The sequence below is a fragment of the Acinetobacter guillouiae genome (assembly GCF_002370525.2).
GTDB lineage: Bacteria > Pseudomonadota > Gammaproteobacteria > Pseudomonadales > Moraxellaceae > Acinetobacter > Acinetobacter guillouiae.
Window position 1 is genome coordinate 2,622,754 of sequence record NZ_AP014630.1, and the last position, 15,623, is coordinate 2,638,376.

Here is a 15,623-nt window from a genome sequence, read left to right on the forward strand (position 1 = left end):
GGATTTAATTGCGAATAGTCAAAACAAGATACTGGCATGACAAAAGCGTAAATTTATATAACTATTCATCTAATTTTCTATCGTTATTTTATTTTCTATTTATATTTTCAATTGCACGACGCTTGTAAGCACATCTTACAAACAATAAACTAAGCGATAATTATTATCATTTAAGATAAGCAATGTTGAATTCTCTTCCACACAGTTTTAAATTCTCTATTCTTAGTTTAGCGGTATTCAGCGCTCAGCAGAGTTTTGCTGCAGATATTGAAAATCTACCCACGATTTCAGTTCAGGCCACAGCTGATCAAACTGAATTAAGCTCTGAACAATCGAAATCTTATATCGTTAAAAAATCTACAAGCGCTGCCAAGCTAAATATTCCTGTTAAAGAAACACCACAAACAGTGAATGTAGTGACACGTCAGCAATTAAATGATTTTGCGCTCAATAGTGCGCGTGAAGCTTTAAGCAATACACCTGGGATTACTGTCAGCAGTCAAGAAACCGAACGTTCAACCTACACTGCACGTGGTTTTGAAATCTCAAATATTTTAACTGATGGTGTCGGCTTCCCTTCTAGCAGCTACAATTATAATAATACCAACCCTGATACATATTTTTATGATCGTATTGACGTGATTAAAGGTGCAGATGCCTTAACCAATGCTTTTGGTGATCCAAGCGCAACAATCGATTATATCCGTAAGCGTCCTACCCAAGAATTTCAAGCCAATGCTGGACTAAGTTATGGCTCTTGGAATACCCAACGCTATGAAGCAGATGTTTCAGGTGCATTAAACAAAGAAGGTAGCATTCGCGGACGTTTGATGGGTTATGAGCAAACTGGAGATTCTTATCTAGATCGCTATTCATCCGAAAAAAATGGATTTTCTGGCATCATTGACGCGGATTTAAGTGATAGCACATTATTGACAGTCGGTTATAGCCAACAACAAAACAAACCTAATGCAAATAATTGGGGTGCTTTACCACTTCTCGGTGCAAATGGGAAACAACTTTCCTATGACCGTAATTATAATCCTAATCCAGATTGGGCATATTGGGACAACAAGTCTCAAAATGCTTTTGCTGAGTTAAAGCAAAAAATTAATGATAAGTGGACAGCAAAGCTGAGCTATAACTACACCCAAACCGACCACAACAGTAACTTACTCTATTATTTCGGTTACCCTGATCAAAATGGAGCGGGTGTAGCCCTTACCGCTTGGGGCGGGAAAGAAAGTCTAAAAAGACATTTTGCTGACTTAAATGTGCAAGGCTCATATTCATTATTTGGCCGTGAGCATGAAGCAACACTGGGTTATAGTTATCTACAAAGTAAACAGTATGATCAACAAACTTCAGGCACAATTAATGACAGCAATATCAATAATAATCAAACCACGGACTGGGCAAGCTGGACACCCCAATCAGTAAATTGGTCAGCGTTTAGTGATGCTGCAAACTATACTCAAAAGCTCAATTCTGTATATGCAGCAACACGCCTACACTTAAACGATGATTTAAAACTTTTACTCGGTTTAAATTATGTTCAAGCTAAAAGTGAAGGTGAAAGTTACGGTTCATCAATGGCCTATGATGAAAACAAAGTATCTCCTTATGCTGGCATTACCTATAACTTTAGCCCTGAATACACAGGTTATCTAAGCTACACCTCTATTTTCCGTCCACAATCTGGATTAGGTACTGATAATAAAGCACTCAAACCAGTTGAGGGTGAAAGCTATGAGGCAGGTATTAAAAGTTCATGGCTAGATGACAAACTCACTGGAACTTTGGCGGTGTTTCGAACTGAACAAAGTAATTACCCTTTACGTAACTCTGATGGAAACCCACTCAATCGAAAAGTTGAAACCAGTGATTTACGCTCTCAAGGGGTAGAAGTCGGGCTGGCTGGACAATTAACAGATCATTTAAATCTAGCATTCGGCTATAGCCAATTTAGCTTAAAAGACTTGAAAAATGGTGGTGAGGCACGTACTTACAACCCGAACCAAACCATTAATCTTTTAACCACTTATACCATTCCTGCAATACCTAAACTGAAAATTGGCGCAGCCTTACAATGGCAAGATGCAACCAAGCTGTATGACTCTACTGTAAAGAGTACAATTACCCAAGATGCTTATGCTTTAGTGAATTTGATGACCAGCTATGAGTTGAATAATCATATTTCGCTTCAAGCTAATGCAAACAATGTAACAGACAAAAAATATTTATATAGTTTCCCAGATGGTCAAGCATTTTATGGCCCATCTGCAAACTATAATGTTGCAGTGAAATTTAAATACTAATCTGAATTCGCCTTAATCTTTTAGGATTAAGGCGTTTTCAATTGCAAGAAAGTGATCGTTATGCAGATTGTGCTCTACCCTTTATCAGTGCTCTATCGTTTTATACTGGCTTTTGGTATGGGCTATGTGTGCAGTTATTTAGTATCCTTAGCTTTAATTGATGTTTTTTATCCTTATTTTGCCAAAGCTGAATCTATTTATTTGGCGGCATTTAGCGCACTTATTTTTTACATTATTTTTGTGATTCTAAGCTTTTGTATTCATTCTTTAAAGAAACTTACGCTGATCAGCCTAGCGTTGGTCGCTACTTTTTTCCTATTTTCCAAGTTTATAGGTTAACTCATGCATAAATCTGTTCGTCAATCTATGGCATGGTTACACTCTTGGATCGGGCTTACTTTCGGCTGGCTGTTATTTGCAATTTTTTTGACAGGTTCTGCAACATATTATCGTCATGAAATTAGTATGTGGATGCAACCACAATTCGCGAGTATGCAAATCAAACAGGAATCCGCTATACAGTCTGCGTTTGCTTATTTGCAAAAAAATGCCCCAGATGCAAAAAGTTGGTATATCGGCGTTGCAAATCAGAATACCCCTGCAAATAAAGTTTATTGGCAAAAAGCCGATGGTGGTTATGAAAGTAAAACTTTAGATGCCAATACAGGTAAAGAATTGAGTCTTTCTGCCACACAAGGCGGTGATTTCTTCTATGGGTTTCACTATCAGCTTTATGGAATGCCTTATTCGATTGGGCGTTTGATTGTCACCTTTGCAGCGTTAATTATGTTTATAACCTTGATTTCAGGCATTATTACCCATAAAAAGATATTTACCGATTTCTTTACCTTAAGAGTATTTAAAGGTCAGCGTTCATATTTAGATTTTCATAATGTAAGTTCGGTAATCGCATTGCCCTTTTTCTTAACCATTACATTTACCGGCTTAGCGATCTTTTTCTATCTGCTTTTCCCCGCAGGGATGAAAAAAACCTATCCAGATAATCCATATCAGTATTTTGATGAAATTCGTCATGTTTCAACTGCAAACAAGGCTCAACAAGCACAGCCGAAGAATATGTTATCTATTCAACATTTCCTGCAACAAACCCAACAGCAATGGGGGAAAACGAATATTGATAACATTACCGTAGATCAACCCAATACACAGCTTGCCAAGCTCACGATTACTGCCTTAGAAGATCATTCAATTACACGTAATCAAGCACAACTTAGCTTTAATGGCGCTACTGGTGCTTTAATTGGAAATACCCGTAATAACAGTGCAATTGCAACATTAAATGCCAGTATGTACGGGCTGCATATGGCGAATTTTGCCCAACCTTTATTACGTTTAGGCTTATTTTTCTCTGGCCTCTTAGGTTGTGCAATGATTGCTTCTGGTTTATTGCTCTGGAGTTTAAAACGACAATTACAAAAGAAAAATGAGCATTTTCACTTTGGGCATTATCTGGTAAACCGACTCAATACCACGATGATTATTGGTTTAGCCATTGCGATGTTGGGTTATTTATATGCCAATCGTTTTGTGCAACTTCAAGCAGATACACCAAATTATGAAGTCTATACATTTTTTACTTTGTGGTTATTCAGTTTTATTATTGCGCTCTGCACAAAACAACAATATCTCTGGAAAACTCAGCTCAAGCTGCTAATTGCCATGACATTAGCCTTGCCTATTTTAAATATCTATTATCTGATTTCTAATCAATATATTCATTCATTACAGGACTATTGGTTATTTTTACGTGTGGACTTAATGATTTGGTTGTTCGCCATTTTAGCGATTTTTTTACATCAAAGAATCACACCTATTCAAAACAAAGCTGTGGCTAAGATCAAGAAAAAGCTGGAACAAAAACAAGCGCAGGAGTCTGTGTCATGATATTGACCTTAGCATTCCTCCTGATCCTGATTGCCAGTTATAGCTTGTATTTGATCAGCTCAAAGCAGATCACCAAGACTCAGAAAAGTAAATTGTCTGTTTTGACACAACATGTGAAATTGGTAAAAGTTATCGCGTTTGCGTTGATCATCTCGGCTTTATTTTTATTCAGTGTAAATTATGGCAATAGCATCTCTTTTGTGGCCTTGTGCATACTGAGTAGTCCAATACTGTTTGGATTGATACTCTTTGTAAATGATTTAAAACCTAAAATAAAAAAGTAGACATCTAGCGTTTGAACACAGCTCTAGACTCAATTAAATTTAAGTTTAGATAATTATCAGTATAGTCGTGCTTATTCCTATCAAAAAAATGGAAGCTTATCGCTTCCATTTTCGACTGTTAAACATTGAATCCAATATGTTTTCCTGTAGGAAGTTCTACATCAATGCGGAGCTTCCCCCCCATTGCTTCAACATATTTCTTTATGGTTGAAATTTTAAGATCATGACCACGATTTTCGATTGCTGAAAGTGACGGTTGCTTGATTCCAAGTATCTCAGCTAATTCTTTTTGCGAAATCTCTAATTCTTCTCGAATAAGATAAAGCTGCGTTTGTAAACGTAGTTCATCAGCCATTTTTTGAATTCGGTCTTGACTCTCTGGAGAGCGACCAGCCAATAGTTCCTGTAAGGTTTTAGCCATTAGATTGATCTCCTAGGGTTGAGAGATGAAGTTCGTATTGCTGTTCTGCAATATCTAACATCTCTTTATAAAAACGCTTTTTACCGCCCTTATTACCAATACAAAGCACGATAGCCTGTCGTAATGGATCAAATACAAAAAAAGGCTCTTAGTGGTTTACATCTATGCTGAACACGTAATTCTTTCATGTTCATGAATTTCGAGTCATTTACGGTATCAACTAAAGGGCGACCTAAACTTGGCCCCAGCTGTTGTAGAACAACCAATGCAGCTAAGACTTTTTCCTGTGTTGAATCATCTTGCTGTTCAAGCCATTCATTAAACAAATCCGTTGTAATGACTGTCCACATGCGAAACCTAGAAATATAGACTGTAATCTATATTTTAATATAGTACTTATAGAAAGGCAAAGTTTCTTTTAAGAATTGAACGCTCATGTAAAAAACATTCGAGCAGTGTTGTTACTTTCTTATGATTGTTAAAGTGTTAGAAGATTAATGTTCAATTTACGATTAGATTGTTAAAGTACAATAATTTTTTAATTATCTTTGGCTATACTATAAATCGTTTTTATTCGATATAAATAACTGGTGTAATTTCCACGAAAACTATACAATCTACATTACCCCACTATTCTCCCAATTTCTGCTGAATTTGCCTTAAAATAATTTAAGCTGTTCAGGTTGTAACTTCATTTCAATATTTTACAATTTAATCAATCTATAAAATTTCCACGAGGATTTTATGTTGCTGCAATGGTTTGAAAAGTTAGTAGATCCATATCCGTCGAAAGGTTTAAACGAACCATTACCCACCAAGTTCTTTCCATTTGTTTGGCAAGCTGCGACTGGTGTTAAGCGTTATTTATTGATTTTAATATTATTCACTGCTGCAACAGCAAGTTTTGAAGCTTTATTTTTTTCACAAATTGGACATTTAGTCGATTGGTTGACACAGTCTAAACCTCAAGACTTTTTAGTGAATCATCGTGAAAATTTGATCTTTTTAAGCTGTATTTTGTTGGCAAATATCTTTTTTGCCAGTATGCAGTCGATTATCAGACATCAGATTTTATACAGTAGTTTTCCAATGCGTTTGCGTTGGAGATTCCATAATCTAATGCTACGCCAAGGCTTAGACTTCTTCCATAATGACTTTGCTGGACGTTTATCTGCAAAAGTCATGCAGACGGCGCTAGCGGTACGTGAGTTTTGGGTGATTTTGGGCGACATGGTGACTTATGTTGTCATCTATTTCATCACCATCAGTATTGTATTGGGATCAATTTCGCCTATTTTGTTGATTCCACTTTTATTATGGTTGGCGTTGTTTGTTAGTGCAGCACTATATTACATTCCAAGATTAGGACGAATTTCTAAAGAACAAGCCGATGCGCGTGCGGTGATGACCGGACGTGTAACAGATGCCTATACAAATATTCAGACCGTAAAACTTTTTGCGCATGCAGGCCGCGAAAGCCAGTATGCAAAAGAGTCAATGAAAGAGTTTATGCGTACAGTGTTCAAACAAATGCGTTTAGGCACTGCATACGAACTTTGCATCAATTTGCTGACAGCCGTTTTATTCTTTGGCGTTTTAGGTACTGCCGTTTGGTTATGGTTACAGGGTCAAGCAGCGATTGGTGTGATTGCAGCAACAACAGCCATGATTCTTAAACTCAATAGTATGGCTGAGTTTATGATGTGGCAAACCTCCGCCCTATTTGAAAATGTCGGCACAATTCAAGATGGTATGCAAACTTTAGGTCGTCAGATCAATATCCAAGACCAAGAAGATGCCAAACCACTTGTTGTGACTCAAGGTAATATTAAATTTAGTGATGTCACATTTGCCTATAACAGCAAAAAAGTCATAGATCACTTTAATTTAAACATTCAAGCGGGTGAAAAAATTGGGATTGTTGGACGTTCTGGTGCAGGAAAATCTACATTAATTCAATTACTTTTACATTTTTACACCATCAATAATGGAAAAATTACCATTGATGGTCAAAATATTGAAGAAGTCACTCAAGATAGTTTAAGAAAAAATATTGCGCTTGTGACCCAAGATACCTCTTTATTACATCGTACAGTTGCGGAAAATATCAAATATGGCCGCCCTGATGCGACTGATGAAGAAATGTATGAAGCAGTAAGAAAAGCCAAAGCAGATGAGTTTATTCCACAACTTTCAGATTTAAGAGGCCGTACTGGCTATGATGCTTATGTTGGTGAGCGTGGGGTTAAACTTTCGGGTGGTCAACGTCAACGTATTGCCATTGCACGTGTATTTTTAAAAGACGCACCTATCTTAATCTTGGATGAAGCAACCAGTGCTTTAGACTCCGAAGTTGAAGCTGCAATTCAATCAAGTTTAGATGAGTTAATGCAAAATAAAACTGTGATCGCGATTGCTCACCGTCTTTCAACCATTGCACAAATGGATCGTTTGATTGTGTTAGATCAAGGTCAAATTGCAGAGCAAGGTACTCACGAAGAACTGATCGCACAAAACGGTATTTATGCGCATTTATGGCATAGACAGACAGGTGGTTTTTTAGTTGAACCTGAACAAAAAGCCACAGAAGATGAAGATTCAACAGTCAGCACTTCGTAAATAAAGCATTTAAATAACCAAATTATAAAAAACCACGTTAAAAATAGCGTGGTTTTTTATTATATAGTCAACCATTCAAAAACTCAGACTCAAGAATATAATTTTTCATAATTAATATTCCTAATTAAATCAATCATATGAAAGAACAAATTGTTTAATTCTAAAAAGCTTGCACAGCCACAACTTACATTCAAAGTTTAAATACCTTTGCGTAGGCGATGCCTCACTTTTCAGAGATGAAAAGTGACAAAAATCTTTCGTTGAGCGAGGGGTACGTCCTGTACCCCCGCCCAACGGCGACATCCCTGTCGCCACACGATAGAACGACCATGTATGATTCAAAAGCCCAAAAAACGAACTAATAACCAATAGTTTCTAAAAGTTCATAAAAAACATAAGTTTCATATATGATCAATGACTTGATGCAAATTACTTGTATGAACAACTAGGTGGTTTAACTATAGCTATTCTATCGATTATGCATTTATCACACCAATCACAGCTTTATTTGGATATATTTTAGGTACTACAATCAGTTCTATAATTATATTTTTTGAGTCAAGAATTAGTCGGCTTCATGAGGCAACAGAAGTGGTGGTTTCGGTACAATTAAGTGCCTTCCATCATTCGTACTCAGATTATTACTTAGATTGTTGCACTTAATCTAATATACAAACAGCACTCTTGAGCTTTCCCTTTATTTATCCTAATAAAACAACAACTCTTCCCTATAACTCAATAACCGCAAACAAAAAAGCTGCCTTGTATCAAGACAGCTTTCTATTTCAATCTAGCCAATCAACGCTATTTTAAATGATTAATACCAATTCATTAACGAGACACCTAGACCGACATAGGTCGCACGGTGATTATAATCAATCAAGCTTTCGCCATAACCATCAAACAATTGAAAATGCCCACGTAACTTGCCTTTAATTGGAAATGCCCAATCAAATTGCATTGCGCCGTGTGAATCATCCCCACCTTTTAAAGAGTGACGTAGCATCAAAGAAAAATCATTGTCATTCCAGCGATAGAATGCAGTCAAATCACCACGACCGATATAATTTTTAATGTCAGGGTTATTGTCATCCTTAAAATCTTCTTCGATGCGATACCACGGACGCACCATTAAGGCAAAATTATCTTTTTCAAAACCAAGATTTAAAATGACTCGATTCCAACTACGTGATAGCGGATCAGAACGTCCGTTTGATTGATGATTCAAAGTCAAGCCCAGTAAGCGACCATTTAAGCCCAATAAATTATAATTGGTTCTAAAAATCAAACTTGCTTCAGGTTCGTAATTTGTTTCACGAAATGGACGAGACTCATCACTGTTGTAAACTTGCCAGCGTGAAGATTGAGTATAACCGACCCAAACATCACCATTGTTCCCAAACAGATTTTCGGCAGCTTTAGTTTTTAAAGAAATCTGGAATTTCGCTTCCATCGACTTTAAATTTTGGTCTTCATCCACGGTGTTTTGAGGATTTGGACTCTGTGGAAATTCATTTTTCTTACTGGTCCAAAATGCAGGAAGCAAATATACAGGTTGGTTCGCACGAATATTCCACGTGCCTAATTTACTGTCTTGGGAAAGCTCCCAACGTCGATCAAGTAATGAGGTATTTGGGTCAATTTTATCACCATGAATCGCAAATAAATTTTCTGCTTTCTGGGTGATTTTATCTTTCAATGTTTCAGGTTCAACATCGGCTTTTTGAATATCTAAGGCAGCACGTTGCTCTGACACCAAAACTTGCGGAGCAGCCGTAGCTGTTTTAAATATTTTATCGTAACAAGCCAAACGGTCAGCATTAGATTCGAGCGCAACACAGGCTTGCGTACTTGCAGGATTCACTTGTGCAGTATCATCTGCATGAGCAATGGTCACCAAACCAAAACTGAGCATCATTAAGATGCTCAGATTCAATGGTGTACGTTCAAAATTTTTGAACGACATAGAATTCTCCAGAAAGAATTTATAGGGTTAATTTACTTTCTTAATTTCAAAACCTAATTGTTCCAACACTTCTTTTTTGGCAACTGGAGCGACTACAGCTCTTACAGGCTTTTGCTCAAGTAAATAAGTTTGTGTGACACGCTTAAGATCATCAATAGTAACGTTTAATAAGCGCTCGCGTAATTGCTTTCTAAACGCAGGTGTGCGTCCATGAAGCAATGCATAGCATGCAGTAATGGCTTCACCTGCTGGTGAACCAGGTTTATCCATACTAGAAACCAGACCAAGAATGGCTTCTTCAAGCTGATAATCATGCTGCTCTTTGTTTAACAACCAATCTAAACTTGCTTCAAAGTCTTGGAAAGTTTCTGCAAGGCGTGGATCACGATAACTATAGAATCGGAACGAGCAAGCATTGCCATCATAACTTGCGCCCCCACCATATGCACCACCCTTTTCACGAATAGCACTATGCAGGAAACCATTGCGTAAATAGCCTGCAAGCACCATCAACGGCGCTGCATCTAGATGCGCAACATCTACAGCTTGGTAAGCAGAAGCACAAAATTGAACATTGGCTTGAATTAACCACGCTTGATCTGCATTGCTCTCATCCATAGCCACTTGCGTTAAATAGACAGGAGATTGATCAACTGCAAGTTTATCCCAAACCGTTTGCACTTCTTCAACTAAACGCTCTGAATGATGCTCTTCACACACCAATAAAAATTGTTTTGGTGCAAGCATTAAGCCTTTATGAATTGATTTTAACTCATCTATAAACGCATCATATGCCGCATCATCTTTTTCAATTTTTGCGATCAAATCACCTAGCCAATTCAGTGCGCCTAGGCCGGTATTGTCATAATCACGTTTTGCCAACGCACTCATATGACGTGAGGCAATTTGCATTGCATAACTATGTCCAGAACCCGATAAACGAGAAGCCCAACGTGTTTTACGTTGTTGTAAAAGTTCGATAATACGATCTTTTTCATCAAAACGTAGTTGCTCAAAAGCCAATTTAAGCAACTGAATTGCATCAAACTTATCCGTTAAAGATTTGGTTGTTAAAGTCAACCATGCACTAATTTGACCTTTGTCATCGGTTTTAGAACGAAGCGAAGCACCCATTCCCAAACCGCCACTAACAGCCGTCTGTAACTGTTGAAGTTCAAGATAATCATATTCGCCCGCACCCACTTCTCCCATGAGAACAGACAATAAGTTAAAATAAGGCGATTTTACAATTTGATCTGGAATTTGAATCAATACTTGTTGGTAGTAAATTCCATTTGTGCCTGCATGGTACAGATTTAATGGTGTATCTACCCCATTGCAAATCACTTCACGCAATTGACCTTGAACAATGGCCAATTCAGCTGGAATGTCTTCCAAACCAACTTTAGGCAATAAGCTCAAATCATCTGGAGTTTCTTGACGAATTTTTAAAGCTTCAGTTTGCGCGATAATTTCAGCTTTATCTGCTTCTGACAAAGCCTCAGCAATTTTCGCCAAACGTGCTTTTTCATCTTCTGCTTCTTGAGCAGATTTATTTGCATCTGGAACTAAAGTCATTTGTACACGATGCGGATTATCCAATAAATGAACTTGAATCAAGTTGGATAACCACATCGGATCTTTGAGTTCTTCTTTTACTTCTGCAATGGCAGTATCCACATCCCAAGCATGGATTGGATCATTATGATGGATTGCATTGCCCAAACCATTGAGAATCAGTGTTAAACCATACGGCGTACCATCACCACTGATTTCACGTTGATGTAATTCAATTTGATGCAAAATTGCATCAACCATGTCTTTATCGATAGGCTTTGAAGCAACATCTTGAAGGATATTAAGCACGCCATTTTTAAATTCTTCAGTATGCTCAGGATTTGAACCTTGAACTCCACAATAGAACGTCATTTCATAGTTAGAATCATCTACGCCCATGATTGGACCTGTAGACTGTGCATAACCACATGTTTCTAAATAATGGCGCAACGGCGAAGCAGAGTTTTCTAAAAGAATCCCTTCAACCAAACGCATACCCAGGCGAAGTTTAACATCACTGGTTTTTGGCAATAACCAAGACAAAATATGATAAGTCTTGTCTGTTAAATCTTCTGCATCAACAGCATAGGTTTCTTGTACTTCAATCGGTGCTGTTAGTCTTTGCTCTTCTTTAGAGTAAATCGTTTCACCTTTGCTGAATTTAGACAACGCCAACTTTTCAAATTGTTCTTGTAGTTTATAAGCAGGCTCATCACCAAAGGTCATAAATACCGCATTACTTGGATGATAATGTGATTTATAGAACGCCACTAACTCATCATAAGTTAAGTCAGGAATATCCTTCGGATCACCACCAGAATTATAATGATAAGTCGTTTTCGGGAATAGATGATGCGCAAGCTGATGGTAAAGCTGATCTGAAGGTGAACTCATTGCCCCTTTCATTTCATTAAATACCACACCTTTATAAACAGGCTCACCATTTTCCAGCTCAATACGGATACCTTCTTGAGCAAAATCCAATGGATTTAAATTGGCAGCAAAAGCCGCGTCCAAATAGACTTCCAAAAGGTTTTGGAAATCCTTTTTATTTTGAGTTGCAAATGGATAAGCAGTCCAATCTGCTGCTGTAAACGCATTCATAAAAGTATTTAATGAACGACGAATCATCAAAAAGAATGGATCACGTACTGGAAATTTCTCTGAGCCACACAATGCTGTATGTTCAAGAATATGTGCCTCACCTTTGGAATCCATCGGTTGAGTACGGAAAGCAACAAGGAACACATTTTCGTCGTGATCAGTTGCTAAATGGTAGTGCATTGCACCAGTCACTTTATGTTTATATTCAGACACTAAAATGTCTAAAGCTTCTACATGGTGTTGACGTACCAGCTGAAACGCAGGATGAACAGTTTGAGATAAGGTTTCAGTGACATCTACAGTCATGCGATCTCCAATATTAAATGTTTATCTATACGTTCAAGTATAACCGAAACTTAAATAAATGCGATTTATTCCTAACACTAATTCTTAGTAAATCAATCAGGATTAATCGCGACTTGCTGTTGAAATATAAGCGTAAGCAATGAGATAAATAAAAAAAAGTGATGATCAAAAGATTCAATCATCACTGTAAAACTTCACTTTTTTAACTCAATATTTTTAAATTAGTAATGCTTATGTTTTTTCTGTATCCCAACGCTGAGCAATAAAAATACAGATGAAAATTGCAATCAATAATACAGCCGATGCAGTGAAACGACTCAGGGCTAATCCACCATGATCAATCGGTTTATCTAGAAAATCACCAACCACAGCGCCTAATGGTCGAGTAAGCACAAACGCGCTCCAGAACAAAATAACCCTTGATGTTTTTGTAAATAAATACAAGGCGATGACGATGAGAATCAACACCACATACAGCACAATCCCACCGCTATAGCCCAGTCCTGCTGTATCTGATGACCAATCCCCCAATGCAGTACCTAAAGTTTGTGAAAAGGTAATGGTTAACCAATAGAACAGTTCTGCACGAGGCTGATTGATATGTGGTGAAATTGTTCCTTCGACTTTGTACCAAGCATATAAAGTCAACAATACCAAACTGAGTAATAACGTACTTCCACCTAAATAACCAATATCCAGTGAACGATCAACAAAGTCTGCTAGTGTCGTCCCCACTGTCGTACTTGCAATAATGGTCAACCAATATAAATAGGGGTGAAAAGCCTTAGCACGAATTTGAAAATAAACAAAAGCAATAAAGATAAAAGCAAAGATAAAGGTACCAACCAAATACCCTAAATTAAGCGACATTGACACAGCATCGCCAGCCGTTTCACCAAAGGTGGTTGCAAAGATTTTGGTGATCCAAAACAGTAATGTGACTTGCGGAACTTTAGCAATCAGTACATCTAGATCATTTTGCTTCATTTGATTTATTCAGCAATTATGCGTTAAAAACTATAGTCTATGCTTCGACTTAAAATAGAATTAAAAACGTGATAAAAGTCACTTTACCCTGTTAAAAACTGAGTCATCATTTGTATTTAGTACTTATCAGAACTTCACAAAAGCTGATTAGATATGGCTGATCTGTGTTTAGGTTTTTATAGAAAAGAATTGCTTAGGCTATTTTATCAAGAAATAAATTTTTGGAGATCAATACCAATTCATCTCCAAAAAATAAATACGAGCTCAAAGCCTATCGCTATAAACCAGCAGCCCCTTTATCGAATTATGGTGCTATTCAAAGTTAAGCGCTATAGAGCTAGATATTTGCAAATTCACTAAATTAAATATTTAAAGTAATTATAATTTGGATGATTTGAGACAAAAACATAATTTTGCTTTTGATAAAATGGCGCTGCATCTTTTTCACTACTTAAGCACAATGCAGAAAAATTAGATTTTGCTCTTTTTTCAAGTTCAAGCAATAAACTTTTACCCAATCCAGTGTTGCGATATTCAGGCAATACATAGAAACGGCGCACCCGACCAATTTTATGCTGAGTTTCCTTGTTCTGCTTTGTATCACCATCTTCACTGATTTGAATATTTAAACCACCGCATGCAACCAGTTTATCTCCATCAAACGCAACCAATAAAAATTCACCGTGTCGATTAAATCTATTGGTGCCTTGCTGAAACTCATCAACCAAACGTTGAATAAAATGAAACCCTTCTTTTTCAGCAACTACAGCTAAATCTTGAATTTGCGCAGGCAATTGATCTACCTGTTGAATTAAAATATTCACTCAACCTCCAATATGTTTAGGCTCTGTAGACAGTTTTAACTTAATGCCTATGTTTATGTCTCAACAAAACCTAGCCTAGTGATCTCAATCAATCACAGTGAAGTGATCTAATTTAATCACGTACACTGATGAACACAATGGCTTAAATTACGCAATAATTATCTCAAAAACAGGTTTTGTTCAGCACACCAGCAGGTTGTAAAATTCCAACAAAGCATATTTGACAAATGTAAATGAAATTTTTTCAACAAACTACTGTAAAGCTGAGCATTCGTGTAAACTTTATGTTTTTAACATTGATGTGATGAAGAACATGGCTACAGTTGACCTTTTTGCAATTGGTAACGCGCTCATTGACCAAGAATTTAAAGTATCAGATCTCTTTTTAGCTGAACAAAATTTGCAAAAAGGCACCATGCAACTCGCAGATGGTGAATCTCAAACTCGGCTATATAATAATTTAAAAGCCAGCCAAAATTATAAAGGTCAAGCATCTGGCGGTTCAGCTGCCAATACCACAGTGGCATTCAGTGCATTAGGTTCTTCAGCATTTTATGCATGCCGTGTTGGAAATGATGCTCTAGGCACAATTTATCTCGATGGTTTAAATGAAGCAGGCATCAAAACGTCGAAAAAATCGATCAGTGAAGGTGTTACGGGTACATGTATGGTTCTGGTCAGTGAAGACTCAGAACGTACGATGCAAACTTATCTCGGCATTACCGCAGAACTTTCAAATCTACAAATGGATTTTGAACCTTTAAAAACAGCGCAATGGTTATATATCGAAGGCTACTTGTCTACAAGTGATTCAGCACGCGCAGCCGTAAAACAAGCACGTCAAATTGCCCGAGATCACAAGGTTAAAATCGCATTAACCCTATCTGACCCTGCAATGGTGCAATATGCACGTCAAGGTTTAAATGAATTAATCGAAGATGGTGTAGATCTAATTTTCTGTAATGAACAAGAAGCTATGATGTATACAGAAACTGACTCTGTAGAAGCTGCGCTGAATAAATTAAAAACACTCAGTACAGATGTGGTGATTACGCTGAGTGAAAAAGGTGCATTAGTCGCAGATCAAAAACAACATTTTTATGTTCAAGGTCGTAAAGTGACGGCAGTAGATGCAAATGGTGCTGGCGATGCATTCTCAGGTGCTTTCTTATATGCTTTAAATAATGGTGAAAATTTACAAACTGCAGCACAACTTGCTATTCTTATTTCAAGTGAAGTCGTGTCTAAGTTTGGACCACGCCTAGACGTTGCAGAATACGCAAATCTACTCGAAACGTTCAAAAAGGAATGTGCATAAATGTCTGAAAAAAT

General features: G+C 37.2%; 9 protein-coding genes and 2 pseudogenes. 5 read left to right on the plus strand and 6 right to left on the minus strand.

What is annotated here, in order from left to right; all coding sequences use genetic code 11:
- Positions 1-182 precede the first annotated feature (182 nt).
- Genes AS4_RS12130 through AS4_RS12140 form a run of 3 tightly spaced genes read left to right on the plus strand, consistent with a single transcriptional unit; the run spans position 183 to position 4,223 of the window.
- Positions 183-2,318, plus strand: coding sequence for a TonB-dependent siderophore receptor (locus AS4_RS12130; RefSeq protein WP_096734316.1), 2,136 nt, complete (start codon positions 183-185; stop codon positions 2,316-2,318).
- Between the two features lie 60 nt (positions 2,319-2,378).
- On the plus strand, positions 2,379-2,657 hold the full coding sequence (locus tag AS4_RS22020; protein ID WP_056511720.1) for a hypothetical protein: 279 nt from the start codon (positions 2,379-2,381) through the stop codon (positions 2,655-2,657).
- Between the two features lie 3 nt (positions 2,658-2,660).
- Positions 2,661-4,223 (plus strand): PepSY-associated TM helix domain-containing protein, encoded by a 1,563-nt coding sequence (locus AS4_RS12140; RefSeq protein ID WP_096734317.1) that lies wholly within the window; start codon positions 2,661-2,663, stop codon positions 4,221-4,223.
- A 402-nt stretch (positions 4,224-4,625) separates the two neighbouring features.
- On the opposite strand, the gene AS4_RS12150 is transcribed toward AS4_RS12140, so the two are convergent.
- Both AS4_RS12150 and AS4_RS12155 read right to left on the minus strand, forming a co-directional pair.
- Entirely contained in the window at positions 4,626-4,928 is a 303-nt protein-coding gene (locus AS4_RS12150) for a helix-turn-helix domain-containing protein (protein WP_096734319.1), read from the minus strand.
- A pseudogene (locus tag AS4_RS12155) lies at positions 4,921-5,278 on the minus strand (type II toxin-antitoxin system RelE/ParE family toxin). Before AS4_RS12155 ends, AS4_RS12150 begins: the two are co-directional and overlap by 8 nt.
- Positions 5,279-5,675: 397 nt before the next feature.
- On the opposite strand from AS4_RS12155, the gene AS4_RS12160 reads away from it, so the two are divergent.
- Positions 5,676-7,547, plus strand: a complete 1,872-nt coding sequence (locus tag AS4_RS12160) for an ABC transporter ATP-binding protein (protein WP_167468983.1) — start codon at positions 5,676-5,678, stop codon at positions 7,545-7,547.
- An 817-nt stretch (positions 7,548-8,364) separates the two neighbouring features.
- On the opposite strand, the pseudogene AS4_RS12170 reads toward AS4_RS12160, so the two are convergent.
- The 4 genes and pseudogenes from AS4_RS12170 to AS4_RS12185 all read right to left on the minus strand — a co-directional run.
- A pseudogene (locus AS4_RS12170) lies at positions 8,365-9,405 on the minus strand (phospholipase A); the annotation flags it as partial.
- Positions 9,406-9,540: 135 nt separating this feature from the next.
- Positions 9,541-12,480 carry an insulinase family protein gene (locus tag AS4_RS12175; protein ID WP_096734323.1) on the minus strand — a complete coding sequence of 980 codons (2,940 nt, stop codon included), beginning with the start codon at positions 12,478-12,480 and terminating at the stop codon, positions 9,541-9,543.
- A 231-nt stretch (positions 12,481-12,711) separates the two neighbouring features.
- The gene (locus AS4_RS12180) at positions 12,712-13,467 is read right to left on the minus strand and encodes a COG4705 family protein (RefSeq protein WP_096734324.1); all 756 of its coding nucleotides are present in this window, start codon (positions 13,465-13,467) and stop codon (positions 12,712-12,714) included.
- Positions 13,468-13,823: 356 nt separating this feature from the next.
- Positions 13,824-14,291 (minus strand): GNAT family N-acetyltransferase, encoded by a 468-nt coding sequence (locus AS4_RS12185; protein ID WP_096734325.1) that lies wholly within the window; start codon positions 14,289-14,291, stop codon positions 13,824-13,826.
- Between the two features lie 313 nt (positions 14,292-14,604).
- Here AS4_RS12185 and AS4_RS12190 point away from each other — a divergent pair, with 313 nt between their 5' ends.
- On the plus strand, positions 14,605-15,609 hold the full coding sequence (locus AS4_RS12190; RefSeq protein ID WP_096734326.1) for an adenosine kinase: 1,005 nt from the start codon (positions 14,605-14,607) through the stop codon (positions 15,607-15,609).
- Positions 15,610-15,623 lie beyond the last annotated feature (14 nt).